This is a genomic window from Acinetobacter sp. C26M (assembly GCF_023702675.1).
Lineage (GTDB): Bacteria > Pseudomonadota > Gammaproteobacteria > Pseudomonadales > Moraxellaceae > Acinetobacter.
The window spans coordinates 567,518-594,450 of the sequence record NZ_CP098478.1 but is presented as its reverse complement, the minus strand read 5'-3'; the positions used below and the strand labels follow the sequence as shown (position 1 = coordinate 594,450).

General features: G+C 41.4%; 23 protein-coding genes. 15 read left to right on the top strand and 8 right to left on the bottom strand.

What is annotated here, in order from left to right; translation table 11 throughout:
- Positions 1 to 141 precede the first annotated feature (141 nt).
- Positions 142 to 1,287, top strand: coding sequence for an alpha/beta fold hydrolase (locus NDN11_RS02805; RefSeq protein ID WP_251110710.1), 1,146 nt, complete (start codon positions 142 to 144; stop codon positions 1,285 to 1,287).
- A 76-nt stretch (positions 1,288 to 1,363) separates the two neighbouring features.
- Here the strand turns inward: NDN11_RS02805 and NDN11_RS02800 are convergent, their stop codons facing one another.
- From NDN11_RS02800 to NDN11_RS02785, 4 genes are all read right to left on the bottom strand, one after another.
- Positions 1,364 to 3,427, bottom strand: coding sequence for a putative bifunctional diguanylate cyclase/phosphodiesterase (locus tag NDN11_RS02800; RefSeq protein WP_251110709.1), 2,064 nt, complete (start codon positions 3,425 to 3,427; stop codon positions 1,364 to 1,366).
- A gap of 839 nt (positions 3,428 to 4,266) precedes the next feature.
- Positions 4,267 to 5,283, bottom strand: coding sequence for a ketol-acid reductoisomerase (gene ilvC / locus NDN11_RS02795; RefSeq protein ID WP_004655853.1), 1,017 nt, complete (start codon positions 5,281 to 5,283; stop codon positions 4,267 to 4,269).
- 128 nt (positions 5,284 to 5,411) lie between these two features.
- Positions 5,412 to 5,903: an acetolactate synthase small subunit gene (gene ilvN / locus NDN11_RS02790; RefSeq protein WP_167251283.1), complete on the bottom strand. Its 492-nt coding sequence runs from the start codon at positions 5,901 to 5,903 to the stop codon at positions 5,412 to 5,414.
- Complete coding sequence (locus tag NDN11_RS02785) at positions 5,903 to 7,627, bottom strand: acetolactate synthase 3 large subunit (protein ID WP_251110708.1); 1,725 nt, start codon at positions 7,625 to 7,627, stop codon at positions 5,903 to 5,905. The genes ilvN and NDN11_RS02785 overlap by 1 nt, the downstream gene beginning before the upstream one ends.
- A gap of 508 nt (positions 7,628 to 8,135) precedes the next feature.
- Here NDN11_RS02785 and NDN11_RS02780 point away from each other — a divergent pair.
- The 8 genes from NDN11_RS02780 (at position 8,136) to NDN11_RS02745 (ending at position 18,901) form a co-directional block, all read left to right on the top strand.
- Complete coding sequence (locus NDN11_RS02780) at positions 8,136 to 8,486, top strand: DUF4124 domain-containing protein (RefSeq protein WP_251110707.1); 351 nt, start codon at positions 8,136 to 8,138, stop codon at positions 8,484 to 8,486.
- A 143-nt stretch (positions 8,487 to 8,629) separates the two neighbouring features.
- Positions 8,630 to 11,254, top strand: coding sequence for a leucine--tRNA ligase (gene leuS / locus NDN11_RS02775; RefSeq protein ID WP_251110706.1), 2,625 nt, complete (start codon positions 8,630 to 8,632; stop codon positions 11,252 to 11,254).
- A 157-nt stretch (positions 11,255 to 11,411) separates the two neighbouring features.
- Positions 11,412 to 11,921, top strand: coding sequence for an LPS-assembly lipoprotein LptE (locus NDN11_RS02770; protein ID WP_167251289.1), 510 nt, complete (start codon positions 11,412 to 11,414; stop codon positions 11,919 to 11,921).
- A 9-nt stretch (positions 11,922 to 11,930) separates the two neighbouring features.
- Complete coding sequence (gene holA / locus NDN11_RS02765; RefSeq protein WP_251110705.1) at positions 11,931 to 12,926, top strand: DNA polymerase III subunit delta; 996 nt, start codon at positions 11,931 to 11,933, stop codon at positions 12,924 to 12,926.
- A 42-nt stretch (positions 12,927 to 12,968) separates the two neighbouring features.
- A complete protein-coding gene (locus NDN11_RS02760) occupies positions 12,969 to 13,799 on the top strand; it encodes an SIR2 family NAD-dependent protein deacylase (protein ID WP_251110704.1) in 831 nt (276 codons plus the stop codon).
- 108 nt (positions 13,800 to 13,907) lie between these two features.
- A complete protein-coding gene (locus tag NDN11_RS02755; RefSeq protein WP_167251295.1) occupies positions 13,908 to 15,251 on the top strand; it encodes a MacA family efflux pump subunit in 1,344 nt (447 codons plus the stop codon).
- 1 nt (position 15,252) lies between these two features.
- Entirely contained in the window at positions 15,253 to 17,241 is a 1,989-nt protein-coding gene (locus NDN11_RS02750; RefSeq protein ID WP_167251297.1) for a MacB family efflux pump subunit, read from the top strand.
- Between the two features lie 259 nt (positions 17,242 to 17,500).
- Complete coding sequence (locus tag NDN11_RS02745; protein ID WP_251110703.1) at positions 17,501 to 18,901, top strand: efflux transporter outer membrane subunit; 1,401 nt, start codon at positions 17,501 to 17,503, stop codon at positions 18,899 to 18,901.
- A 22-nt stretch (positions 18,902 to 18,923) separates the two neighbouring features.
- On the opposite strand, the gene NDN11_RS02740 is transcribed toward NDN11_RS02745, so the two are convergent.
- Positions 18,924 to 19,340 carry a hypothetical protein gene (locus NDN11_RS02740; RefSeq protein ID WP_251110702.1) on the bottom strand — a complete coding sequence of 139 codons (417 nt, stop codon included), beginning with the start codon at positions 19,338 to 19,340 and terminating at the stop codon, positions 18,924 to 18,926.
- A 357-nt stretch (positions 19,341 to 19,697) separates the two neighbouring features.
- Between NDN11_RS02740 and NDN11_RS02735 the strand changes: the two genes are divergently transcribed.
- Positions 19,698 to 21,350: an ATP-dependent nuclease gene (locus NDN11_RS02735; protein WP_251110701.1), complete on the top strand. Its 1,653-nt coding sequence runs from the start codon at positions 19,698 to 19,700 to the stop codon at positions 21,348 to 21,350.
- A 182-nt stretch (positions 21,351 to 21,532) separates the two neighbouring features.
- Here NDN11_RS02735 and NDN11_RS02730 read toward each other — a convergent pair whose 3' ends face one another.
- The 3 genes from NDN11_RS02730 to orn all read right to left on the bottom strand — a co-directional run bounded on the left by NDN11_RS02730 (position 21,533) and on the right by orn (position 23,898).
- The gene (locus NDN11_RS02730) at positions 21,533 to 22,336 is read right to left on the bottom strand and encodes an enoyl-ACP reductase FabI (RefSeq protein WP_251110700.1); all 804 of its coding nucleotides are present in this window, start codon (positions 22,334 to 22,336) and stop codon (positions 21,533 to 21,535) included.
- Between the two features lie 141 nt (positions 22,337 to 22,477).
- Entirely contained in the window at positions 22,478 to 23,212 is a 735-nt protein-coding gene (locus NDN11_RS02725) for a Bax inhibitor-1/YccA family protein (protein WP_251110699.1), read from the bottom strand.
- 125 nt (positions 23,213 to 23,337) lie between these two features.
- The gene (gene orn, locus NDN11_RS02720; protein ID WP_005184949.1) at positions 23,338 to 23,898 is read right to left on the bottom strand and encodes an oligoribonuclease; all 561 of its coding nucleotides are present in this window, start codon (positions 23,896 to 23,898) and stop codon (positions 23,338 to 23,340) included.
- Between the two features lie 124 nt (positions 23,899 to 24,022).
- On the opposite strand from orn, the gene rsgA reads away from it, so the two are divergent.
- From rsgA to NDN11_RS02695, 5 genes are all read left to right on the top strand, one after another.
- Positions 24,023 to 25,081, top strand: coding sequence for a ribosome small subunit-dependent GTPase A (rsgA, locus tag NDN11_RS02715; RefSeq protein WP_251110698.1), 1,059 nt, complete (start codon positions 24,023 to 24,025; stop codon positions 25,079 to 25,081).
- Between the two features lie 94 nt (positions 25,082 to 25,175).
- On the top strand, positions 25,176 to 25,592 hold the full coding sequence (locus NDN11_RS02710) for a rhodanese-like domain-containing protein (protein ID WP_016543083.1): 417 nt from the start codon (positions 25,176 to 25,178) through the stop codon (positions 25,590 to 25,592).
- 11 nt (positions 25,593 to 25,603) lie between these two features.
- Positions 25,604 to 25,864: a glutaredoxin 3 gene (grxC, locus tag NDN11_RS02705; RefSeq protein ID WP_005184953.1), complete on the top strand. Its 261-nt coding sequence runs from the start codon at positions 25,604 to 25,606 to the stop codon at positions 25,862 to 25,864.
- A gap of 32 nt (positions 25,865 to 25,896) precedes the next feature.
- Positions 25,897 to 26,355: a protein-export chaperone SecB gene (gene secB / locus NDN11_RS02700; RefSeq protein WP_004804306.1), complete on the top strand. Its 459-nt coding sequence runs from the start codon at positions 25,897 to 25,899 to the stop codon at positions 26,353 to 26,355.
- 86 nt (positions 26,356 to 26,441) lie between these two features.
- On the top strand, positions 26,442 to 26,930 hold the full coding sequence (locus NDN11_RS02695; RefSeq protein WP_251110697.1) for a hypothetical protein: 489 nt from the start codon (positions 26,442 to 26,444) through the stop codon (positions 26,928 to 26,930).
- Positions 26,931 to 26,933 lie beyond the last annotated feature (3 nt).

Below are 26,933 nucleotides of genomic sequence, written 5' to 3'. Positions count from 1 at the left end.
TCTTAAACAGGAAGCTGGTTATCTTGTGCTAGCAGAATTGATCATTTTGAAAGACAAGTTAAGCAAATGAGTCACTGAGCTAATTTATTTTTTCTTCTAATATGCGGCTACTGAATAGTAACCTTCGAGCTTTAGGTTCACATGACTCAATCGCCAAAAGTTAAACGCAGTTTTCTCAAGACTCAAACCGCGCAAAAAATGCTGAATAGCCCTGCAAGCCATCAAGCACGCAAAATCTTCTCAAATGCACGAGATCGTATTTTACGTGGGCAGCAACTCGCGCTGTCAGGCAAAACATCTTTTGATATTGTGTATCAACGTGAAATCATTAGCCTGCGTCACTACACATCTGCGACCGATAACACCACAAAACATCGTATTCCGTTGGTTATCGTGCCACCGTTGGCAGCGAACATGCTGATTTACGATTTATTCCCAAATCGCAGCTTAGTCCGTTATTTTCTAGCTCAAGGTTTTGATGTTTATCTGATTGACTGGGGTACACCGAGTCTACGCCAAGCCAAATATAATCTTGGGACATATGTTAAAACCTTTATGCCTGACTTTATCGAAAAGATTCGTGAGCATAGTGGTCAACAACAACTATCACTATTTGGCTGGAGTTTAGGTGGAGCGTTATCACTTTGCTATACCGCTTTATCACAAGATAAGAATATTCAGAACCTGATGATCTTAGCCTCACCGATTAACACGCATAAATCAGGCTATATGGGCAAGTTTTATCAGCGTCTCACGGTTCCTGCCCAATGGATTCGTAGTAATACCAAATTCCGTATTCACCAAGTACCAAGCCGTGTGTTTCATATTCATGGCTGGCAAAATACCTTGGGGTTTAAACTCACCGATCCGATTGGGAACTTTAAAAACTATTGGGAGTTATTAAAGAACCTCGATGACCGTCAATTTGTGATTAACCATGCCACCTCAAGCTCTTTTGTAGACAATATGCTGGCTTACCCTGGTGGTGTAATGCGCGATATTATTTTGCGTTTCTGGATTGATAATGAGTTATCGACTGGCTCTGTCCAATTCGGTGAACAAACTGCCAATTTAAAAGACATTGATTGTTCAGTACTGGCAATTGGCGGCAGCAGCGACATTATCGTCACTGCTGAAGCAGTACGCCCCTTAATGGATTTAATCAGCAGCAGCGATAAGCAGTTTGAAATTGTGCCGGGCGGACATATGGGCCTCGTCTCAGGCAGCCAAGCACCGCAATTGGTCTGGCCTGTGGTCACACAATGGTTAGCACCCCGTTCTGACTAAGTTTTGCTACGCTGAAAGAAACAAAAAAGGCTGCCATGATAAGCAGCCTTTTCAACATCAACCGACCTTTGATCAATTATGCAAAATGTTGATAGCGATGCAGTACTAGACCTTCTACATTGACAGGTGTTCCTAATAAATAGCCCTGTAGCTGATTGCAGCCTAGGCTGGTCAGGATATCCGCCTGTTGTTGGGTCTCTACCCCTTCAGCAGTAACCACTAGACCTAATTTTGCAGCCAAATGAATAATACTTTCTAGAATGGCTTCTTCTTTAGAATTTGGTTTTAGATCGATCAAGAATCCACGATCAATTTTCAGTTCATCAACTGGTAAATCTTTTAAATATAAGAAACTTGAATAGCCTGTACCAAAGTCATCAATAGCAATGCGAATACCAAGCTTACGCAAACGCTCCAAGGTACGAATACTGGAGTCTATATGATGCATAGCCGTGGATTCAGTAATTTCAAGAATGAGATGATGCGGTTGGATTTGGTATTGTTCTAATAATTGTTCTAATACACTAAAGAGTTTTTTATTTTCAAATTGGAGTGCGGATAGGTTAACAGCAATTGGATAAAACGGACTATTACTTCGTTCCCATTTCTGGATTTGCTGACAGGCTTGTTCCAGTGCCCAATACCCCATTGGAATGATCAAACCGGTTTTTTCAGCCCCTTCAATAAACATTTGCGGGGTCAGCAATCCCAGTGTTGGATGCTTCCATCGAATTAAGGCTTCGACACCACAGACCTCATAGTTGCATGTAAATTTAGGCTGATAAAACAGTACAAACTGTTGCTCATCGACGGCTTTGTACAAGTCATTGATCAGTTTAGACTGGCTACGCACATCTTGCTGATCGGACATCGAATGGAACATGGTATAAGTATTACGCCCCTGATCTTTTGAAGTCAGCATGGCAACATCGGCATTAATCAGCAAATCTTGAACATTGGTGCCATGTTCAGGATACATGGCAATTCCGACACTGGCGGAAATATTGATATCTTTTGCAGCAATCAAATAGGTTTCTTGAATGTAGTGCAGAATATCTTCTGACAGCTGCATCGCTTCATTAAGATCTGTATCTTCCGAGATTAAAACAAACTCATCACCACCAATACGAAACAGCTTATGATTATCACCTAGCTTGTTGTATAAACGGTTTGCCATCTGGATCAGGAGTTGATCGCCAATATGATGACCAAAAGCATCATTCACCGATTTAAAACGGTCTAAGTCAATATATAAAAATGCCGCTTTCTGGCCATTCAAACGATGATGATTAAACACCACTTCAGCATGTTCAGTCAGGTATAAACGATTCGGTAGCTTTGTGAGTGCATCATGTAACGACTGTGTAGCAAGCTCTTTGTTGATAAGTGTAAGTTGCTCATTACGTTCTTCCAATCGTGCTTCGAGCACGGCAACCGCAAAACCAGCAACTAAAACCAGACTGGTAATAAAGATAATCGTGAATAATAAGACACTTTGCTCTGTCTGCTCGGAGGTCAGAATCTGCGCTATGGTTTCATCAAAATAAGTCGCAGCCATACCTGTATAGTGCATGCCAACAATACTTAGCGCCATTAACACAGCAACGATGGCTTTAAGCAAGGTACGGTATCTGAGTGCAGTTTTATATTTAAAAATGAAAAAGAAACTTAGACCAGAACCACTAATTGCAATCAATACAGAACACAACACCAGTAAAGGGTCATAGTGCATCGCATGATTTTCAATGCTCAATGCTGCCATACCAGTATAGTGCATACCTGATATACCCAGTCCCATAAATACGGCACCGAGGATTAAACGTGGTATCGGTAAAGTCGGTCTTGAGGTCAGCCAAACAGCAAAAATAGAAGCTGCTGCACCAATCAGATAAGAAAGTACAGTTAAATTAACATCAAAGTGATAGCCTTCTGGCAGATGGCTAGCCAGCATTCCCACAAAGTGCATTGACCATATCGCTAACCCCAAGATTAGCCCACTCGCAATCAAAATGCTTTTTTCAAACTTTTTATAAGCACCTTTAAAAACGAGTTCTTCCATCGAAACTGCAGCGTAACATGTCGCGACTGCAACCAAAATGGAAACGATGACCAATGTGCTATCGTAATCAACGTGAACCATAAAGGACTTCCATGATTATTCAGTACTTTTTTTTATATGATGAGCAAATTGCCCGAAATCCGAACGACGTTTCACACCCAAAGAAGCCATGAATTTTGTATTCATAAACTTTCCTTAACAATAACATCATCTAGCATAAGGTCAAGTCTTTTTCACTTTATAAATCAATAGAATAAAAGCACATTTTCATTTCAAACCAATGAAAAGTCTTGTTTTTTTATTACATTTTTTTTACCAGAAGACTGATTTTATTTTGCTAAATCATTTTAATTTTTAAGTTATTTCAATTTGTTTGTTTTTAATCGTGCAGATACCCCAAAGCATGCAACAATTTTTAGTTTAAATTCTAACTGTTACTCCTCAACAAAATGATTAAAACACAACCAATATAAGCTTATTTTTTCACCTTTATTGTTATAACTGTGTTATCACGCCGCATAAAAACTTGTTTATTTTAAGCAAGGGTCTTTATTTGACTTAAAACTTAGTTTTTCTCTTTATCTACAATCTTGTCCACTTGAATCCTGAGTATGAGCAGGGAAATAGAAAAGTATGAGAAGCATCGCTTCGCAAGACCCCTGCCTAAGAGTGAAGCTATGCTTCGCTAACACACGCAGCTCCAGGAATTCCCAATAAAAAAGCCCCTGTACAAACAAGGGCTTTTCAAAATTAAACTAAAACTTAGTTTTTCTCTTTATCTACAATCTTGTTCGCTTGAATCCAAGGTACGAAAAAAGATGAAAGCACTGCTTTCATCTTTTTGAGGCACGTAAAGATAAACATAAAAAACCCACTCAAATAGAGTGGGTCTTCGCGTTCAAATCAATTGATTCGAGAAATTAGTTTTTCTCTTTATCAACAATCTTGTTCGCTTGAATCCAAGGCATCATCGCACGTAATTTATTACCTGTTACTTCGATACCATGCGCTGCGTTTTGACGACGACGAGCAGTCATTGATGGATAGTTCAATGCACCTTCTTGGATGAACATCTTCGCATATTCACCAGACTGAATACGTTTCAATGCATTACGCATTGCTTCGCGAGATTGTTCGTTGATCACTTCAGTACCTGTTACATACTCACCGTACTCAGCATTGTTAGAAACTGAGTAGTTCATGTCAGCGATACCGCCTTCGAACATCAAGTCAACGATTAACTTAAGTTCATGTAAGCATTCGAAGTAAGCCATTTCTGGTGCATAACCAGCTTCAACCAAAGTTTCGAAGCCCATTTTAACCAATTCAACAGCACCACCACAAAGAACTGCTTGCTCACCGAATAAGTCAGTTTCAGTTTCTTCACGGAAAGAAGTCTCGATGATACCTGTACGACCACCGCCTACGCCTGAAGCATAAGAAAGTGCAACGTTACGTGCATTACCAGAAGCATCTTGATGGATCGCGATTAAGTCAGGAACACCTGAACCACGTTGGTATTCAGAACGTACAGTGTGACCAGGTGCTTTAGGTGCAACCATGATTACGTCTAAGTCTTTACGTGGAACAACTTGGTTATAAAGAATAGAGAAACCATGAGCAAATGCTAAAGTTGCACCTTCTTTGATGTTTGGTTCAATCACGTCACGATAAAGTTGAGATTGGAATTCATCTGGAGTCAAAATCATGACTAAGTCAGCTTGAGCAACAGCAGCTGGAACTTCAGAAACTTTAAGGCCTGAGTTTTCAGCTTTTTTCCAAGAAGTAGAACCAGCACGTAAACCAACAGTTACGTCTACGCCAGAGTCTTTCAAGTTAAGTGCATGAGCATGGCCTTGTGAACCATAACCAATGATTGCAACTTTCTTGCCTTGGATGATTGATAAGTCACAGTCTTTATCGTAAAAAATTTGCATCTGTTTTCTCCGCTAAAATTTTTGTCATTTCCCTTGTTCTGCAAGGACAGATCTTTTGTTGGCTCCCCCATGATTACCGCGCTCTGGGTGATCCCCCCTTTTTTCAAAGAAGGGTTGGGGGAGATTTTTTAAATTGTTAAAACTTTTTCGCCACGCGCGATGCCTGAAACACCAGAGCGTACAACTTCAAGAATGGTATTTTCAGCGAGTGCATCAATAAAACCATCAATCTTTTCAGTGGTACCCGCGATCTGAATGGTATAAGTCGTCGGTGTTACATCAACGATTTGCGCACGGAAGATATCAGCTGTACGTTTGATTTCCGCACGTGCTGCACCCAATGCTTTGACTTTGATCAACATCAATTCACGTTCGATGTGTGAACCTTCTGACAAATCAACCACTTTTACAACTTCAACCAATTTATTCAGTTGCTTGGTGATCTGCTCAATTTTGTGATCATCGCCATATGTCGTTAAGGTTAAACGAGATAAGGTTTCGTCTTCGGTTGGCGCAACATTGAGTGTCTCAATGTTGTAATTGCGTTGAGAAAACAATCCCACCAAACGAGAAAGCGCACCAGCTTCGTTTTCAACGAGTACAGAAATAATATGTCTCATTATGTACGCTCCCCTTTGCCTAACCACATATCCTTCATAGACTGACCAGCGATCAGCATTGGATATACATGTTCTGTACGATCTACCATGACATTAATGAATACACATTTATCATTAATTGCCATCGCTTCAGCTAATTTAGCGTCTAGCTCGTCAGCATGATCAATCTGAATACCAACGTGACCATATGCTTCCATTAACTTGGCAAAGTCTGGTAATGAATCTACATAAGAACTTGAATGACGCCCTTCGTAGTTCATATCTTGCCATTGCTTTACCATGCCTAAGGCTTGGTTATTTAAGCAAAGAATCTTCACATTCAAGCCATATTGCTTACATGTTGATAATTCTTGGATACACATCTGAATCGATGCTTCACCTGTAATACAAACCACTTGCTGATCTGGGAATGCAAGTTTCGCAGCCATTGCATACGGTAAACCAACACCCATGGTACCTAGGCCGCCAGAGTTGATCCACTGACGTGGACGTTTGTATTTGTAATAGTTCGCACCAAACATCTGATGCTGACCAACGTCTGAAGTAATGATAGCTTCACCATTGGTCACACGATCTAATGCCTCAACCACTTGCTGAGGTTTCATTACACCATTTTGACCTGCTTCATAACGTAAGCCGTGTACTTTGCGCCACTCATTAATCTGAGACCACCATGCACCAATTGCTTCAGGGTTTGGCTTAGATACATTCATTTGTTTAAGTTGCGCTAACATTTCTTGAAGTACTGGCTCTACCGCACCCACGATCGGGATGTGCGCCATAATCGTTTTCGAAATGGTTGCTGGATCAACATCAATATGAATTACTTTGGCATTGAGACAGAATTTTGCCGGGTTATTGGTTACACGGTCATCGAAACGCGCACCAATTGCCAAAATCACATCTGCATTGTGCATTGCCATGTTGGCTTCATAAGTACCATGCATCCCTAACATCCCCACGAATTGTGGATCGTTACCAGGGAAAGCACCTAAGCCCATCAAGGTATTTGTTACTGGATAACCCAATAAATGCGCAAGTTCTGTCAATAAGCCAGATGCATTACCTTGAACAACACCGCCACCCGTATAAATCATTGGACGTTTAGCAGTAATCAACTCATCAATCGCTTTGCGAATTTGACCTGAGTGACCACGTGAAGGTGGTTGATATGAACGCATCTTCACTTTTTCTGGGTATTCGTAGGCAAACTTTTCTGCAGGGTTAGTCGCATCTTTCGGAATATCAACAACCACTGGACCCGGACGGCCAGACGAAGCGATATAGAATGCTTTCTTAATAATTGCAGGAATTTCGCTAGCGTGACGCACTTGGAAACTATGTTTTACGATTGGACGAGAAATACCAACCATATCTGTTTCTTGGAACGCATCTTCTCCAATAAGATGGCTTGCAACCTGACCAGACAAAATCACCATTGGAATTGAGTCCATGTAGGCTGTTGCGATTGGAGTGACGGTATTGGTTGCGCCCGGTCCAGAAGTGACCAGTACGACACCTGTCTTACCTGTTACGCGTGAGTATGCGTCTGCCATATGACCAGCAGCTTGCTCATGACGAACGAGGTAATGGTTGATTTTGTCTTGTTGAAATAGCGCATCATAAATATGTAATACAGCGCCGCCTGGATACCCAAAAACATGCTCTACGCCTTCGTCCGCAAGCGCACGAACGAGCATTTCACCACCAGATAAAAGTTCCAACGTGATTCACCCTAGTATTTTGCACAATTTATGGGAGACATAAATTGTGTTCATTCATTAACTTTTGCACTTCTTATAAGTGTGCGTATTCTACTCGTTTTTGCTGCAATAGGAAAAATTTTCTGAGACTCATCAGCCGTATAAACTTGATGACATCTCGAATCAAAATGTGCTGGGATAAGCATATTTCAAAAAATCATTCTCTCGGCTAGAAAGAATGTCCATTGCAAGCCATGACATTTATTCGAAGGGTGATCAAATAAACACATATAAAACTTGAGAAAGCATTCTTGTTTCTTTCATAAGCAATGTCAAGAACAAAGAAAAGGATTTTAACGAATATTTTTTAGCTGCTGTTTTTTTAAACACATTTCACGAAATTATTTAGTCTTGTTAAACGCCCATTTATCAAAAAACTATTTTCTTTTTAATGAAAACTAGGCATTGTAAACTGCTTATTTAGACACTTTGATCGAATATATTCAGCATTCATTTGGGGAGATCAAATATGAAGTTATCTTATTTAAAAACAATATCATATTTCATTACAGCAACAACATTATTGCTATGTTCCAGCCAGAACTACGCCCAGCAATATTACAAATGGGTCGATGCCAAGGGTTCAACCCATTACACCACCACCCCGCCACCTAAAGGCGCAAAGCGTTTGGACAAAGTTTCGACCTATGGCAATAGCCATCAAACTGCCAATCCAACAACTCAACAAGGCCAACCAGCAACTCCTGTAGCCGCACCCAATACACCACAACAGGCTCCTCAGGCAATACCTGCGACACCACCAGCGAATACGGTTAAACCACAAAGCCCGACAACTCCCACTGTGTCATCTGAGCGCTAAGCAGCCAGTTGCTCCTGCGAGGTCATCTTCAACGCGACGACCTTGCAGATAAAATCCCGATCTAAAAACTGACATTTACTACAATTTTGCGCTATGCTGTGCAGCAATCTTAACTTTACTTTTTTGTTGTATCGCATATCCCTATGACGACTTCTCACATTGACTCCGAATATCAAGCAAGTGCCATTGAGCCTCAAGTTCAACAAGACTGGGACAATCGCAAAGTTTTTAAAGTTGCAGACACTGTAGAGGGCAAACATCGCTATATCCTGTCGATGTTCCCTTACCCAAGTGGCAAACTGCACATGGGGCATGTGCGTAACTACACCATTGGTGACGTGATCAGCCGTTTCCATCGCTTAAAAGGTGAAACAGTATTACAACCAATGGGTTGGGATGCTTTTGGTTTGCCTGCTGAAAATGCAGCGATTGCACACCAAGTTGCACCAGCGAAATGGACGTTTGAAAACATCGCTTATATGCGTGACCAATTAAAAAAATTGGGCTTGTCTGTCGATTGGGATCGCGAGTTTGCGACTTGTACACCAGAATACTATCACTGGGAACAATGGTTATTCGTACAACTTTATAAAAAAGGCTTGATCTATCGTAAGCTTTCAACAGTGAACTGGGACCCTGTCGACCAGACTGTTTTAGCCAATGAACAAGTTGAAAATGGTCGTGGCTGGCGTTCAGGTGCATTGGTTGAAAAACGCGATATTCCAATGTACTACTTCCGCATCACCGACTATGCACAAGAATTATTAGACGACCTAGATACGTTAAAAGACGGTTGGCCACAACAAGTTTTGACCATGCAACGTAACTGGATTGGTCGTTCGACGGGGATGGAAATTACCTTCCCTTCTGCGAATCCAGCAATCTATGCTGATGGTTTAACTGTTTATACCACGCGCGCTGATACCTTAATGGGTGTGACTTATGTTGCAGTTGCGGCAGAACACCCTATGGCACTGAAAGCCGCGGAAAATAATCCTGAACTTGCTGCATTTATTGAAGAATGCCGTATGGGTTCAGTTGCAGAAGCAGATTTAGCGACTGCTGAAAAGAAAGGCATGGCAACAGGCTTATCTGTTAAGCATCCAGTGACTGGCGAAGACCTCCCTGTCTGGATTGCTAACTATGTATTGATGTCATATGGTTCAGGTGCTGTGATGGCGGTTCCTGCGCATGACGAGCGTGATTTTGAATTTGCCAATAAATTCGACTTGCCAATCAAACAAGTGATCGATGCCAAAGGCGCTGATGATGCTGAATACTCAATTGCTGAATGGCAAGAATGGTATGGTTCTAAAGATGGCAAACTGGTTAATTCTGGCGAGTTTGATGGTCTTGCATTCCAAGCTGCTTATGATGCCTTCCTTGCAAAATTAGAACCTCAGGCATTAGCCAATTCTAAAGTGCAATTCCGTTTACGTGACTGGGGTGTTTCTCGTCAACGTTACTGGGGTTGCCCAATTCCAATGATCAACTGTAACAGCTGTGGTCAAGTCACTGTTCCAGAAGATCAATTGCCAGTGGTATTACCGACCGATGTGGTTCCAGATGGTTCGGGTAACCCATTGAACAAGATGCCTGAATTCTACGAAACCAAATGCCCAAGTTGTGGTGGCGATGCACGTCGTGAAACAGATACCTTGGATACCTTTGTAGAATCATCTTGGTACTATGCACGTTATGCATCTCCAGACTTTACTGGCGGTATGGTAAAACCTGAAGCTGCGCAAAGCTGGCTTCCTGTGAATCAATACATCGGTGGGGTTGAACACGCAATTCTGCATTTACTTTATGCACGTTTCTTCCATAAATTGATGCGTGATGAAGGTGTGGTACAAGGTAATGAACCATTTACTAACTTGCTCACCCAAGGCATGGTGTTGGCAGATACCTTCTATCGTGAAGCCGAGAATGGTAAGAAAACTTGGTTCAACCCTGCGGACATCGAATTAGAGCGTGATGAAAAAGGTCGTATCCTGTCTGCGAAATATTCAGGTGATGGTCAGGAAGTTGTGATCGGCGGGCAAGAAAAAATGTCGAAGTCGAAAAACAATGGTATCGACCCACAAGCGATTATTGACCAATACGGCGCAGATACTGCTCGTGTCTTCATGATGTTTGCTGCACCACCAGATCAATCATTAGAATGGTCAGATGCAGGTGTTGAAGGTGCCAATCGTTTCTTGAAACGTGTTTGGCGTTTGGCTGCTGGTTTCCTAGAAAAAGGCAATCAAGCCACTGCAATCGATACAGCAAACTTGTCGAAAGACGCGCAAGATTTACGTCGTAAAACGCATGAAACTATCCAAAAAGTGGGTGATGACATTGAACGTCGTCATGCGTTCAACACGGCAATTGCCGCATTGATGGAATTACTCAATGCCAGCAACAAGTTCGAGGCAAAAGATGATAACGATGTGGCAGTTGCACGTGAAGCAATCACCACATTGTTAACCTTACTTGCACCATTTGCACCGCATTTGAGTCAAACTTTGTTAACACAGTTTGGTTTGGAATTAACGACAATTGAATTCCCACAAGTGGATGAATCAGCGTTAACTCGTAATACACAAACGATTGTTGTACAAGTGAATGGTAAACTTCGTGGTAAGTTAGACGTCGCAGTCGATATCTCAAAAGATGACTTATTGGCATTGGCAAAAGCATTACCAGAAGTACAGCAATTCTTGACAGGTCCAACCAAGAAAGAAATTGTAGTACCAAATAAACTTGTTAATTTAGTGGTTTAATTTACTGCTTAAATTCCATTTCCTGACCGGAGCTGGAATTTATCGAAACAAAACCCCATCAAAGCCCGCTGTCATTCAACGGGCTTTGATTCTAAAATGTGGTCAATTTATCAAGATTAAATCTTCCATATTTGATGGAAGATCATAAGGACAAAGCATGCATTTAGCTCAACGTTTAGCTGCTATCGTTTTAACTTTAGGTCTAAGTGCAGGCTTGGTCGGCTGTGGCTTTCATTTAAAGGGAAGCAATCCTACAGCAGCACCATTGGTCTACAACAAACTGACTTTAGTCCTGCCTGACAATACCGATCAGCTTGAAAATCAACTCAGCATTTATCTTGGTGCAACTGGCGTACAACTCAGTAATGCCAATGATGCCTATGTCCTTCGTGTTCTGGATTACACTCCGCGTCGCCAATTACTAAATGGTAAGTTGACTGAAGTCCTGTTACGTCTAACCGTGACTTTCCAGATCGAAGATCGTCAAGGTAAGAAAATTACTGAACCACGTACCTTAACCGCATCTCGTACTTATCAATATGACGTTGCAACCGTCAACACCGATAACCAACAAGAAGCTTATTTAAACCGTATTGTGATTGACGATGTAGCACAGCAAATTACGCGTCAAATTGCTGCCAATCGTTTACCTAAAGCTCAGCCTTAATTTGTCATTATGAAACTGGATTATGTTCAAGCATTAAAACGTATCAATGAAGCTCGTGGTGCATGGATCATGCACGGACAAGAGCCTTTGCTTGAACAAAATCTGCTTGATAGCTTTCGTAAAAGCTGGCAACAACAAGAAGTTGAACGCCAGCGCTACGACATCAGTAGCGTCAATGACTGGAAGAATGTCTTTAATGCACTCAACAGCTTGTCCCTGTTCTCGCAGCAACTGGCAATTGAAGTACATGGCAATATTAAGCCCGATGCCAATGGCTTAAAGCTGCTTAAAAGTTATATTCAACATAATGAACACAACTTATTGCTGATTGTTTTACCTAAACAAGACAGCAGTAGCTTAAAGTCTGCTTTTTTCCAAGTGGTCGAAGCCAATGGCGTGGTGGTTGCGCTAACAGCGACCTACCCACAAGACCGACAACGCATCTTAAGTATTGAAGCCGAAAAACTTGGTATCCAGCTGAATAATGAGGCTTGGCAATGGTTAATGCAGCATCATGAACACAACTTGTTAGCTGCTAAAAACAGTTTAATGCGTGTTGCAGACACCTTCCCAGATATCCAACAGATTCAGATTGAACAACTGTATGCCTGTTTACAGGATCAATCGCGCTATACCACTTATGATTTAAGTGATGCCTTACTTGCAGGAAACTTAGCGCAGTCAGTCAAGATTTATCAGTATCTGATCGCTGCAGGTGAGCCTGATAGTTTGATTTTATGGACCCTCAGCAAAGAAATGCGCTTATTGATGCAGCTGTTTGAACAACCACATAATGCGATTCAACTTGGGATTTGGAAAACCAAAGTATCGCAATATCAGCAGGCCTTACGTCGTTTAAACCCGAGACAATTTTTGACTTGGTCTGAGTTATTGCTGCGCATTGATGCAGCCATTAAAGGCATGTCCAAAGAAAATCCAGAACATCTGATGCTACAAGCCTTAGCTGAACTATGTGGTACCACCCTGTTTGCTCAACCCGCTTAAACCACTCAGTTCCATCTCACCATAAAAATAATGGATCAACGCATGTCATTCCATTTAAGCCCGAGCCAAACTGAAAAAATCAAAATAATATTCAAGCAGGCTGATGCATTGATCATCAGTGCAGGTGCAGGTATGGGCGTTGACTCGGGGTTGCCTGATTTCCGCGGTAATCAAGGCATGTGGCAAGCCTATCCCGAGCTTGGCAAACAGCGTATCGATTTTACTGAAATTGCCAATCCAGCCGCGTTTAAACGGCATCCACGTTTGGCTTGGGGATTTTATGGGCACCGCTTGGCATTGTATCGTCAAACTAACCCACATCAAGGTTTTCAACAACTGAAGAGATTGGCTGAAATATTAGAACTACCCTCTTTTGTGTTTACCTCAAATGTCGATGGGCAATTTCAAAAAGCGGGGTTTAATCCTGATCAAATTTATGAATGTCATGGTTCAATCCACCATCTGCAATGTCTGGGCGCTTGTACACAGACCATTTGGTCAGCAAATGAATTGCTACCAGAGATTAATCATCAAGACTGCCAATGGTTAGGAGAACTCCCTCAGTGCCCAATTTGTAAGGGTTTAGCCCGACCAAATATTTTAATGTTTGATGATATGTCATGGATTAGCAGACGTCACACCCAGCAAGCAAAGCGCCTAGAGGCTTTTCTAAAGAATCATCAGCATCCTGTGGTGATAGAAATGGGTGCTGGTACAGCTATTCCAACGGTACGCTACTTTAGTGAACGATTTTCCCCTTATCTAATTCGAATCAATCTGCGTGAATACACCCTTCCCATTCAGGGTGGCATCGCGCTCGCAACAACTGCCGAACAAGGAGTCCGCAGTATTTATCAGATTTTTATAGAATAACTTATCGACAAAAAGGCAAATAATTCTCATTCTAGATTAAAAATATTCACGCTTTATCCTTATTTCACTTTTATACTAAGTCCAGTTTTTCACTTTTGACCTGCTGCCATGCCAAAAACAAACGCTAAAAAAATCCAGCCTCGTAAAATTATCATGATCGCTATCGGGGTGCTGATCATTGCAGCACTTGGATGGATGTTCTTTAAACCTAAAGCTCAGGCCCCACAGTATATTAGTGCTGAAGTTTCACGTGGCGATATTGAAGATTCAGTATTGGCAACAGGCGTACTCGAAGCAACCAAAATGGTCAGTGTCGGTGCGCAGGTATCAGGTCAGGTGAAAAAAATGTATGTGCAATTAGGCGACCAAGTCAAACAAGGTCAGTTGATTGCGCAAATTGACTCAATTCGCCAAGAAAACGAACTCAAGACAGCCGATGCCAGTATTAAAAATCAACAAGCTCAGCTGGCAGTACAACAGGCCAATCTTGCTAAGGTAGAAGCTGAATACAAACGCCAACAGGCGATGTATAGCCAAGATGCCACCTCACGTGCTGAACTTGAAACAGCATTGGCTAACTTTAAAACAGCGCAAGCGCAAATCACCTCAATCAATGCACAAATTGAACAATCTCGCTTAACACTTGCAACTGCCAAAGAAGATTTGGGTTATACCCGTATCATTGCACCGATGGATGGCACCATTGTGGCGATTGTGACGGAAGAAGGTCAAACCGTAAACGCCAACCAAACCGCACCAACTATCGTGAAATTAGCCAAACTGGACACCATGACCATCAAGGCACAGATTTCTGAAGCCGATGTTATGAAAGTTGAAAAAGGACAAACCGTCTATTTCACCACTTTAGGCAATAGCGATAAAAAACATTACGCTAAATTACGTCAAGTTGAACCTGCACCAAATTCAATTAATACTGAAACCACCAGTAACAGCAGTTCATCTACCTCGAATGCTGCGGTGTACTACAATGCACTGTTTGATGTACCGAATGAGGATGGCAAACTCCGTATTGATATGACGGCGCAAGTCTATATTGTACTTTCGGAAGCAAAGAATGCGCTGACTGTGCCTGCTGCTGCCATTCAAACTCAACGTGGCAACCGTGGTAAAGGCAGCCAAGCCAATGGCAATTCATCGGCTGATCAAGCGAAAAAAACAGATGCTGATAAAGCACAACGTCCAAAACGTCTTGAACTAAGCGATGAAGAAAAAGCGCTGGTTGCACAAGGTAAAGCCTCAACAGGCATGGTTCGTGTCCTACAAGCTGATGGTACAGCTCAACCACAACCAGTGTTGATTGGTCTGAATAACCGTGTCACTGCACAAGTGTTGAAAGGCTTGAAACAAGGTGACCAAGTCGTGATTGCAGATGCCTCAGACAGCTCGAATGAAGCGGCAAAACGTAGTAATCAACGTGCAATGAGAATGTAATATGACTCAAAATCAAACACATTCATCACAGCCACTGCTTGAGGTCAGTGACCTCACCCGTGAGTTTCCTGCGGGTGAAGGTACCGTACAGATTCTCAAAGGCATTGATTTAAAAATTTATGCAGGTGAATTGGTTGCGATTGTCGGGCAATCAGGTTCAGGCAAATCGACCCTGATGAACATCTTGGGTTGTCTGGATAAGCCCAGCGCAGGGAGTTACAAAGTCAATGGTCGAGAAACACGCCAACTAGAACCAGATGAACTAGCACAATTACGCCGTGAATATTTTGGTTTTATTTTCCAGCGTTATCACTTACTAGGTGATCTCAGTGCTTCTGGTAACGTTGAAGTTCCTGCAATTTATGCTGGCGTAGACAGCCATATTCGTCAAGAACGTTCTGCTGAATTGTTGTCTGAGCTAGGACTTGAAGAACGTTTACATCATCGACCAAGCCAGTTATCTGGTGGTCAGCAACAACGTGTGTCGATTGCACGTGCGCTAATGAATGGTGGCGATGTGATTCTTGCCGATGAGCCAACAGGTGCATTGGATAAAAATAGCGGCATCGAAGTAATGCGTATTTTGCGTGAGCTGAATGCCAAAGGTCATACCATTATTCTGGTCACCCACGATCTTAATGTTGCTAAAAATGCGACCCGTATTATCGAGATCAGTGACGGGAATATTATTTCAGACCGTGCCAATACGCCTGAACATGATGATTCTGAACTCGAACATCAAACACTACAGCGCACCCCACAAAAGAAAACCTCCGCTTGGCGTTCTTTCTTTGACCGTCTCGGCGAAGCGTTCCGTATGGCATTGCTTGCCATGAATGCACACCGCATGCGGACTTTTTTAACCATGCTGGGGATTATTATCGGGATTGCCTCCGTGGTCTCGGTGGTGGCACTGGGGAATGGTTCACAGAAACAAATTTTAGAAAATATCAGTAGTCTGGGTACCAATACCATTACCGTCTATCAAGGTCGTGGTTTTGGTGATAATTCACGGGCATCTCAAGTCAAAACACTGGTCCCTGCCGATGCTGAAGCACTGGCCGAACAACCTTATGTAGATGGTGTCAGCCCTTCTGCCAATACCAGTTTAACCCTGCGTTATAAGGACACTGAAGCGGCAGCAACCGTAAATGGGGTCAGTTCTGATTTCTTCTATGTCCGTGGACTGACCTTTAAATCGGGGCAGCCCTTTGACAAAGAAAGTGTGACTGAACGTGCTCAGGATGTGGTGATTGATACCAATACCGAAAAGACCTTCTTTGCAGATGGCACCAATCCCGTAGGTCAAGTCATCCTTTTAGGTAGCGTACCGAGTCGGATTATTGGGGTCATTGATGCTCAGCAAGGCTTTATGAGCTCAGACAGTCTAAATGTATATCTACCCTACTCCACGGTCATGAGTCGTATGCTAGGACAATCCAATGTGCGTAGCATTATTGTCCGTATCAAAGATGAATATCCAAGCAGTGCAGCTGAAAATGCCATCTTGACGCTACTTGAACAACGTCATGGTGCGCAGGATGTATTTACCCAAAACTCAGACAGTATTCGCGAAACCATCCAGCAGACCACTGCAACCATGACTTTGCTGATTTCAGCAATTGCCGTGATTTCTTTGGTCGTAGGCGGTATTGGCGTGATGAACATTATGCTGGTGTCTGTAACCGAACGAACCCAAGAAATTGGGGTACGTATGGCGGTTGGTGCTCGCCAAAGTGATATTTTGCAGCAATTCCTGATTGAAGCGATTCTGGTCTGTTTATTGGGCGGTATCTTGGGTGTACTCCTATCTTTAGGCATTGGACAAATCATCGGGCACTTTGCCAAAGGCGTGATTGAAATGAGTTATTCAACTACTTCAATTGTTGCGGCCTTTGTCTGCTCAAGCATGATAGGTATTGTATTTGGCTTCTTGCCAGCACGAAATGCGGCACAACTCGATCCAGTTGCTGCTTTAGCGAGAGAATAATCAGCAAAAATTGATCTCAGAAATAAGATACTCGGGAATGTCATCCGCAACCTGCGTGGTATCAACAAGATATTGTTTCTGCGAGAAGTTAGATAAATGAAAAAAATAGAACAGGTTTTACGGATGACGATGGTTTTGCCTACTTTTCCCGAAAGAAAAGTAGGTCGAGCCGAAGGCTTAAACTGAAAATGGATGAGAACTCGATAAGACACTGTCTCGATAATCATGCTCATTCAAATTATTAAGGGAATGACGATCAATGTTATTCAAACAACATAAAATCGCACTTGCACTTTGTCTCAGCACATCCTTAGCTGGCTGTTCTGCTGTGGTCAAAACACCTTATAACGCACCAACAGTCCAAGTGCCGCAACAGTTCCAGTACGATGCACAAAAAAGTAAAAGCATCAATCTAACCGATCAATGGTGGACGCTATTTAACGATGCTCAGCTGAATCAATTGGTCGATCAAGTGCTAGCTAAGAATAGTGACCTAAGTGTGGCAGGAATCACCCTGCAACAAGCCCGACTACAAGCAGGTCTGGCTGAAAATAAACAAGGGGTTCGAACCAGCTCTAGTGTTTCCGCTGGTCATAATTATGATCTACGTTCTGGCGATGGCTCTGATCGTGGTTTATCGACTAGCGTTGGCGTTAGCTATGAACTCGATTTATTTGGCAAGCTTGCCAGCCAAACCGAAGCAAGCCGATGGGAAGCTTTAGCCACTGAACAAGATTTGCAAGCCACTGCACAAAGCTTAGTTGGCACAACAGCCAAACTATATTGGCAGCTGGGTTATTTGAATGAACGCTATCAAACCATTCAGCAAAACTTAGCCTCAACTCAAAAAACCTATTCTTTGGTACAGTCGCAATATAAAGCAGGTGCAGTATCTGGTTTGGACCTCACCCAAGCTGAACAATCGGTACAAAGCCAAAAAGCCAGTCTCAGTCAGATTGAGCAGCAGCGTGTGGAAGCACGAACTGCCCTTGCAGTCCTGCTGCATGAACCAGTACAACAACTGAATATTCAAGAGCCTGCGCAGTTGCCTCGCAATGCCTTGCCGAATATCGCAGTCGGGCTCCCTGCTGATATTTTATCGCGTCGCCCAGACCTACAAGCATCTGAGTTACGCTTGCGTAAGACTTTAGCCAATAAGGATGCGACCAAAGCCAGCTATTATCCTTCAATCAATTTGACTGGGAATGTTGGTTCTTCAAGCACGTCTTTAACTCAACTGTTAAAGAATCCTGCTTTGACACTGGGCGCAAGTCTCAGCCTACCTTTCCTTCAATATAATGATATGAAGAAAGATATTGCGATTAGCGATCTTGAGTATGAAAAAGCGATTACCCAGTATCGTCAAACGCTATACCAAGCTTTTGCCGATGTTGAAAATGCGCTATCCAATCGCACTCAGCTGAATCAGCAAGTACAGTTACAGCAACGTAATGTCGAGCTGGCAGATAAGACTGAACGTTTAACCGAAGTGCGTTATCGCAATGGAGCGATTGCTTTAAAGAACTTATTGGATGCGCAGGAAACCACACGTAATGCACGACTCAGCTTAGTAGAAACCAAGCAAAATCAATACAATGCCTACGTGACCTTAATGCAAGCTATGGGTGGAAGTCCTGTTAAAGAACTACCAAGACAATAGCCCCCGCGCTATTGTTTTTCTTTTACTCTATAACTGGCTTTGTAGAATTCTGAATAAGCTTGGCCGTTTTGATGTTGTCGCGATCATCAAAAACAACCTCATATGAAAGCTGCTGGCCATTGAAATACATCTCAGTTGGAGAGCCAATCACTTCCCATAGCCCAATCGTGGCAATATCCGCAGTGGTATGCCATAGCGTACGACTGATTCTTGCCCCTTTTGAATAGCCCTGTTGGAAGGTATAAATCTCTTTACGTTCTCCATTTACGGTTTCTGAGGTGACTGGTGCACCCAATTCAGAAATCACATAATTTCGATGTTTCCCCACCTCTAAAACCGTCAGATTCTTTTTATGCGGCTGGTTACTCGCCATCACCGCAGCACAACCCTGTAGTGAAAGTAAAATCACCAGTCCTAAAGCTACATATGTTTTCTTCATGTTTAGATTAACTTCCCCGAAAGCTAAAAAATAATATGTTTATCGGCATTTTCTTTAGAATTTTCGATTCAACAAAAACCCGCATTAATTAGCATATAAAGGATGGGATGACAAATATTTAATTATTCTTATCAATATATTTTCGATAGACTGCTCATTATTGAATTGAATACCAAGACAATACTTATTAAATAATGTTACACATCATTTATGTGTTGACGTAAATATTAGCATTTTATATTCTGATCAAAATATAGCTTCACTATAAGATAAATAATCAAATTAGTTCTATATTTTTACTATGTGACAGGTGTCACGGTATAGCCATTATTAAACCGAATAAATAAGGATGCTTCTATGAAATTATCTGCACTACTAATCTCAAATTTCAAAGGTATTAAGGACGAAATAAAAATAATCATTGATAATATCGTCGTCTTGGTTGGTCCTAATAATAGCTGTAAGTCGACAATTTTAGATGCATACGAAGCTTATGTTTCAATGGGAAGCTCATTAAGTTTGGATCACTTTCATGGTCGAAATACTAATACACCTGTGATTATTACAGGTATATTTAATGATGTTACACAGGATGACATCACAACTTTAGGTCAGGAATGGCATTTGCAAAATGATCCTGAGTTTGGTGAGTGTGCAAAATTTCAAATTCGTTGGGAAACACCAGACGTAAATGGTGTTAAATATAGCTTTAGTAATAAGACCAATGACTGGAAGAAAGGTGGAGCAGGTGGATGGGATACTTTATTGCAGAGCCGACTGCCAACCCCTATAAGACTAAATCCAGATGATGGCTATGATGCCTTGGAGAAAGTTGTAAAGGATTTGGCATCAAAGAATGCCGCTCAGAAGTTAAAAGAAGATAAAAGTAAAGTTGCCAATATTGTCGCAGAAATTGAAAAGCTTGCGAAAGAGGTAGACAAAGAACTGGCTGGGAGCATAGGCCAATTAAGCAGTAAAATAGAGTTAGAGTTAAATAAACTTTTTCAAGGCGCTACTGTAAGCTTTGAGACTGGTGTGGGTAAATTTAAAGCAGAAGATGCCATTAAAGATGGGAGTAAGTTTTTTGTTAAAACAAATAATCATCCCTCATCTTTGGAGCATCAAGGAACAGGAATAAAAAGGGCTTTTTTATGGTCTGCTGTAAATGCTTTGTGTAGCGAAGGGATGTATAAAAAGGGTACAAAAGTAATTCAAAATGAAACACCCAAAGTACTGTTGATTGATGAGCCAGAAATTAATCTTCACCCTTCAATAATAAGAGCTGCCAGAAAAGCAATTTATGCACTGGCGGATTTAAATGGATGGCAAGTAATATGTACTACTCATTCGCCAATATTCATTGATCTCACACAAGATCACACTACACTGATTAAAGTTTCAAATAATCAGCAAGGGGTTTTCTACTTTCAGACAGATAAAGCTAATTTTAACAATGACGAAAGAGATAATCTAAAGATGCTGAACCGTTGCTGTCCGACGGTTAATGAGTTCTTTTTTTACCCAAATGCTATATTAGTTGAAGGAGATACTGAATACTTAGCTTATCAGTACATCATAGAGAAAAGTGGATTAGAGGGGAGTTATTGTGTTATTAATTGTAGAGGAAAGGCCAATATCCCAACATTCATTAAGATATTTAATCAGTTCAATGCAAATGCCATTGCAGTTCATGATTTAGATACTAAGTTCAGAAAAGATGGGGGAGCTAATGCTATGTGGACAATTAATATAAATATTAGGACGTTAGCTAATGCAACAAATGGAAGAGTCAAAACAGTTGTTCATAACCCTGATTTTGAAGGCTTCTACCTCAATGAATCACCAACTAAAGATAAGCCTTACAGCCTATTTACTCACTTAACATCAGCTGATTTTGAAACAGATATCAGATATAAAGAGTTAAGAGAATCGCTTAATGCGATCATTAATGGAACTCATAAAGGACTATACAGCACGCAAGCAGAGTTAGATGCCATGACTGTACACTAATAAACTACCCGTTTTACTTAAAGTTCTCAGTACAGTAGACATATTCAGTAAAATAATGAATAAAATAAAAAGTAGCACAAGTAGTTGCTAAAAAGTTAGTTATAGTTTTTAGAATTTCATTACATTGTTAAAAAACAAAGCCGCTATAAAGCGGCTTTATTAAATAATTTAGATCTATCTAATTATTCATCATCCATCATGCTTTGGCTCATACCAACCGTATTAAAGCCACCATCAACATACATGATTTCGCCTGTAATACCTGAAGCCCACGACGAACAAAGGAACAATGCAGCATTGCCCACTTCTTCAATGGTCACATTACGTTTTAGCGGTGCAATCTTTTCATTGGCATCTAACATTTTACGGAAAGACTTGATGCCTGATGCTGCCAAAGTACGGATTGGGCCCGCAGAAATTGCATTCACACGAATACCGTCTACGCCCAAGCTTGATGCTAAATAACGAACGCCTGCTTCTAACGATGCTTTGGCCATACCCATCACGTTATAGTTCGGCATCACACGCTCAGAACCTTGATAAGTTAAGGTCAATAAACAACCTTGGCGCGCTTGCAATAATGGTTTAGCCGCACGTGCCATTGCGATAAAGCTATAGGCACTAATGTCATGTGCAATTTTAAAACCTTCACGGTCGGTCACGTCAGTAAAGTCACCATCAAGCGTATGCGCTGGTGCAAAACCGATTGAATGCACAACACCGTCTAAACCGTCCCAGTGCTTTGCCAATTCAACAAAAGCATTGTCAATTTCTGCGTCAACAGCAACATCACAAGGAAAAACCAGTGTTGAACCAAACTGTGCTGCAAAATCATCGACACGTTTTTTCAGCTTTTCATTTGGATAAGTAAACGCAAGCTCAGCACCTTCACGGTGTAATGCAGAAGCAATACCGAAAGCAATCGATAATTTACTTGCAATACCGGCAATTAAAAAACGTTTACCAGCTAAAAGTCCTTGTGACATCTTATTCTCACTCGAAAAATTTTCACCACATGATGCCAATAATCAGCGCATTGCGGAATTGCATAATCCATCTTTTTTACAATCTTGCATAAAAAAATCGCCTTCAAGAGAAGACGATTGATATTTTATCTTACTTTGGACTTAGTCATCACCGCGAAGCAGACTGAGTAAACGCAAGAATGAATAATACATCCACACCAATGTTGCCAATAATGCGATGGCACAGATCCATTCAAATGCTTTTGGTGCACGTTGTGCAGCTGCATTTTCAATCAAGTCAAAGTCCAAGATCAGATTTAATGAAGCAATCACCGCAACAAAGGCAGCAAAGCCAATACCTAACCAGTTACTTTCAAAGATGTAAGGAATGCTTGAACCAAATGCTAAACGCAAAATGATCTGTACTACAAATACTAGGGCAATTGCAATCGAAGCTGAAATCACAACTGCTTTAAACTTTTCAGTGGCACGAATCACTTGGAATTTATATAAGGCAAATAAAACCAATGTGGTCACGAAAGTCGCAAGCAATGCTTGTAAAGGAACACCCGGATACTTCAACTGGAAAATAAACGATACGCCACCTAAAAATGCCCCTTGAAATAGGGCATAAGGAATCGCTAAAGCAGGTGCGGTATTGCTTTTAAATGTGGTAATCAACGCAAGGATTAGACCACCTACTGCTCCAATAATCGTAGCAGCATAGGCAATCGAAAGATTCGCTGTCATCGCACAGTAGAAAAATAAGCCCATGCCTAAAACGGCAGCAATCACGGTTAAAAGTACAGATTTTTGAATCGCACCTTGAATGGTCATTGGCTCAGCCAAATCTTGATAGGTTTCCACCCGCGTTAAAATAGGGTTGGTACTTTGCATGTATGCTCTCTTTTTATAGTTTGCAATTAAAAGCCGAGTTTAAGCGATTTTTTGATCAAGCCCAAACTTTTTTAACGTATTAAAAAAGGAGCCTAAGCTCCTTTTATGTATTACGCAATAATCGATTACTTATCGTTATTCATAATAAAAAAGTATTCGCGGTAGTATTTCAATTCTGCAATCGAATCACGGATATCATCCATCGCCAAGTGTGATGCATTTTTCTTTAAACCGCTCATAATTTCAGGTCTCCAGCGTTTCGCTAACTCTTTCACTGAAGAGACATCTAAATTACGATAATGGAAGAATTGTTCCAATTCAGGCATCAAACGATGCAAGAAACGACGATCTTGGCAAATCGAATTACCACACATTGGTGATGATTTTGGACTCACCCATTTCTTTAAGAACTCAAGCGTTTGCTGTTCTGCATCTTGAGCCTTTAACTTACTGCGGCGTACTCGCTCAATCAAACCCGACTGGCCATGTTGTTTGGTATTCCACTCATCCATCGCATTTAGAATCAAATCAGATTGATGTACCGCTAAAACAGGTCCCTCAGCCAAGATATTCAAATGGTCATCTGTAATAATTGTTGCAATTTCAATAATCTTGTCGTTATCAGTATCTAGACCTGTCATTTCCAGATCGATCCAAATTAATCGTGTATCAGGGGTGCTACTCATGGATGGCGATTCTAAAGTGCTTAAAAACATCAATAGTAGCAAATTAATTACATCTTGGCTGTAATTCTATAGTGGCTTCGTGCTATTTTTGCGGTCTTCAAAGTGTGGATTTTTTGGGATATGAATGGCTTTAATTCGTAAGCGTCGTTTAACCGAACAACAGCAGCGTCGTATTGAGAAACAGCATAAATCACGTCAAGACGACATTGATACATCGCAAGATCTGGATGGACTGGTTGTTCAGCATTATGGTCGTCAACTCGAAGTACAAGCTTTATCTGTGCCTGAACAGCACCCTGAAAAACCACAAGTCGCTGAAGGTGAGCCAGAACCGTTCTGGAAACCGATCGAACTCGACAGCGTTTGGCGTTGTCATACCCGTACTAACCTAGAACTGTTGGTGACTGGCGATCGCGTTAAATGGCAGGCCGATCCGATTACAGGTTTAGGCATTATCACCGCGATTTATCCAAGACAATCGTTGTTAACTCGCCCCGATCGTTATCACAAAGTGAAACCCGTCGCAGCCAATATCAGTTTGATTGTGATTGTATTTGCACCTTTACCAGAACCAGCACCCACACTGATTGACCGCTATCTAGTGGCCTGTGCCGATGCCAATATTCCAGCATTACTGGTGCTGAATAAATCCGACTTACTTACTGAAAATGACCCGATTCTTACCTTACTGAGTGAATATGAATCATTAGGTTATGAAACCTTGATTTGTCATTCGCAAGGTGACTTATCTGTGCTTTCAAATCGCATTGATAATGAAACAGTGGCCTTCGTTGGACAATCAGGTGTCGGCAAAAGTTCATTAATCAATACCATCGTTCCCGATGCTGCCCAGAAGACCAATGTCATTTCTGAGAACTCGGCACTGGGGCAACACACCACAACATCAACACGTTTGATTAAATTTGGAACAAACGGTGCGTTGATTGATTCTCCTGGAATCCGTGAATTTGGGCTGTGGCATCTTAGTTTAGAAAAGGTTCGTATCGGTTTTCCTGAGATCGAAGCTCATCTTGGACTGTGTCAGTTCCGCAACTGTACCCACACCCATGAGAAAAATTGTGCGCTGAAACAAGCGGTTGATGCAGGTGAAATTTTACCACGCCGTCTCGATAGTTATTTACGCTTACTCGATGAAATTCAGGAAGCACAGCAAAAAAGTTAATTTTCTTCGCTGCTTGCCCTTGAACTAAAGATTTTGATCACCATTGAGATAAGTTATACTCAGGGTCAATTTTGATTTTAACTTTAGGTGACTTGTGGAACGCTGGTTAGAGTTTATGGGGAATCACCCCTTCTTATTTGGTGCGCTCGGCGTGTTAATCGTGTTGTTCTTTGTTTTAGAAGGACAACGCAATGGTCGTAAAATTTCACCACAATCTCTAGGTATTTTGGTCAAGGCTAAAAATGCCATTTTGATCGACTTACGTGATGGAAAAGATTTCCGTGATGGTCACATCAGCGGTAGCCGTAACATTCCATACAGCCAGATTACAAGTCATGTCGATGAATTAAAAGCAAGTGATCGTCCACTGGTCTTCATTTGTAACTTAGGTCAGGTTGCAGGCTCTGCATTGCAAAAAGTTGGTCATGCCGACAGCTACCGTTTAGACGGTGGTATTAGCAATTGGAAAGCTCAAGGCTTACCTTTAGTGAAAAGCAAAACCAAAGCTTAAGGAGAGATAAAATGACTACTCAAAACGTCACTATTTATTCAACGCTTTCTTGCCCATATTGCGTACGCGCAAAACAATTACTTGAGCGCAAAGGCGTTGCTTATAAAGAAATTAATCTTTCCAATGAAGCACCAGAAGTTCGTATTGAGTTAATGCAACGTACCAATCACCGTACTGTGCCGCAAATTTTTATCAAAGACCAATTCATTGGCGGTTTTGATCAACTTTATGCTTTAGAGCGTGAAGGCAAACTCGACCAATTATTAGCTTAACAACATCTAAATCCAAGATTTAAGGAAAAACAATGAGCGAAGAACAAGTTCAACCACAACTCGCGTTAGAACGTATCTATACAAAAGACATCTCTTTTGAAGTTCCTGGTGCGCAAGTATTTACTAAGCAATGGCAACCAGAGTTGAACATCAATTTATCTTCTGCTGCAGAAAAAATTGATGCTACACACTATGAAGTGTCTTTAAAAGTTGTGGTTCAAGCAAACAACGAAAATGAAACTGCGTTCATCGTTGATGTAACTCAATCAGGTATCTTCTTGGTTGATGGTGTAGAAGAAGATCGCCTTCCATACATCTTAGGCGCTTACTGCCCAAATATCCTGTTCCCGTTCTTACGTGAAGCAGTGAATGATTTAGTGACTAAAGGTAGCTTCCCGCAATTGCTGCTTACACCAATCAACTTTGATGCTGAGTTTGAAGCAAACATGCAACGCCTACAAGCGGATGCAGATGCGCAAGGTCAAGCATAAGCTTTACTCGTGAAGCAAAAAAGCCACAGCAATTGCTGTGGCTTTTTTATGATAATAAAAAGATTTAAATAAAACGAGAATAAACCATGACCACAGCACTTTATTCACTTTGCCAACAGGTTTTTCCTGAGCTTGTGCAAGTTCCCTATCCCATTCATACACAAGATTTTTATCAATTTATCAATTGGGTCAATACTTTACACTCCAACATTCAATACGTTGAGTTAAAAGAATATTATGACAATGACACCAACAAGTGTTATCAACTACAGCAAACCCAAGTGGATATTGAGCAACTGAATAACCGTATTGAAGTAGAAGTCGAACAACTGTTTGCTGAATATGCAGATAGCACACCAGAACAGCAGAATGAAACTGATTTTGCTGAACACATCTATTCGATTTTATTTGACAATATCTATGCGGTTGCAGAACAACATGGTCTGGCCTTGTTATTGATCTCGAATGAAAATCCTTATTGGATGCTAGTGCCTGATCAACCAGAACAGATTAAACAGCTGATTGAAGCATTTAATACAACGTTTTTCGATGTTGAGCTCTATCACTATGTTTAATAT

Excerpts from the sequence above, each read along its gene's own strand:
- NDN11_RS02805 (WP_251110710.1), top strand. The coding sequence starts at position 142 with ATGACTCAATCGCCAAAAGTTAAACGCAGTTTTCTCAAGACTCAAACC.
- NDN11_RS02800 (WP_251110709.1), bottom strand. The coding sequence starts at position 3,427 with ATGGTTCACGTTGATTACGATAGCACATTGGTCATCGTTTCCATTTTG.
- ilvC (WP_004655853.1), bottom strand. The coding sequence starts at position 5,283 with ATGCAAATTTTTTACGATAAAGACTGTGACTTATCAATCATCCAAGGC.
- ilvN (WP_167251283.1), bottom strand. The coding sequence starts at position 5,903 with ATGAGACATATTATTTCTGTACTCGTTGAAAACGAAGCTGGTGCGCTT.
- NDN11_RS02780 (WP_251110707.1), top strand. The coding sequence starts at position 8,136 with ATGAAGTTATCTTATTTAAAAACAATATCATATTTCATTACAGCAACA.
- leuS (WP_251110706.1), top strand. The coding sequence starts at position 8,630 with ATGACGACTTCTCACATTGACTCCGAATATCAAGCAAGTGCCATTGAG.
- NDN11_RS02770 (WP_167251289.1), top strand. The coding sequence starts at position 11,412 with ATGCATTTAGCTCAACGTTTAGCTGCTATCGTTTTAACTTTAGGTCTA.
- holA (WP_251110705.1), top strand. The coding sequence starts at position 11,931 with ATGAAACTGGATTATGTTCAAGCATTAAAACGTATCAATGAAGCTCGT.
- NDN11_RS02760 (WP_251110704.1), top strand. The coding sequence starts at position 12,969 with ATGTCATTCCATTTAAGCCCGAGCCAAACTGAAAAAATCAAAATAATA.
- NDN11_RS02755 (WP_167251295.1), top strand. The coding sequence starts at position 13,908 with ATGCCAAAAACAAACGCTAAAAAAATCCAGCCTCGTAAAATTATCATG.
- NDN11_RS02750 (WP_167251297.1), top strand. The coding sequence starts at position 15,253 with ATGACTCAAAATCAAACACATTCATCACAGCCACTGCTTGAGGTCAGT.
- NDN11_RS02745 (WP_251110703.1), top strand. The coding sequence starts at position 17,501 with ATGTTATTCAAACAACATAAAATCGCACTTGCACTTTGTCTCAGCACA.
- NDN11_RS02740 (WP_251110702.1), bottom strand. The coding sequence starts at position 19,340 with ATGAAGAAAACATATGTAGCTTTAGGACTGGTGATTTTACTTTCACTA.
- NDN11_RS02735 (WP_251110701.1), top strand. The coding sequence starts at position 19,698 with ATGAAATTATCTGCACTACTAATCTCAAATTTCAAAGGTATTAAGGAC.
- NDN11_RS02730 (WP_251110700.1), bottom strand. The coding sequence starts at position 22,336 with ATGTCACAAGGACTTTTAGCTGGTAAACGTTTTTTAATTGCCGGTATT.
- NDN11_RS02725 (WP_251110699.1), bottom strand. The coding sequence starts at position 23,212 with ATGCAAAGTACCAACCCTATTTTAACGCGGGTGGAAACCTATCAAGAT.
- orn (WP_005184949.1), bottom strand. The coding sequence starts at position 23,898 with ATGAGTAGCACCCCTGATACACGATTAATTTGGATCGATCTGGAAATG.
- rsgA (WP_251110698.1), top strand. The coding sequence starts at position 24,023 with ATGGCTTTAATTCGTAAGCGTCGTTTAACCGAACAACAGCAGCGTCGT.
- grxC (WP_005184953.1), top strand. The coding sequence starts at position 25,604 with ATGACTACTCAAAACGTCACTATTTATTCAACGCTTTCTTGCCCATAT.
- secB (WP_004804306.1), top strand. The coding sequence starts at position 25,897 with ATGAGCGAAGAACAAGTTCAACCACAACTCGCGTTAGAACGTATCTAT.
- NDN11_RS02695 (WP_251110697.1), top strand. The coding sequence starts at position 26,442 with ATGACCACAGCACTTTATTCACTTTGCCAACAGGTTTTTCCTGAGCTT.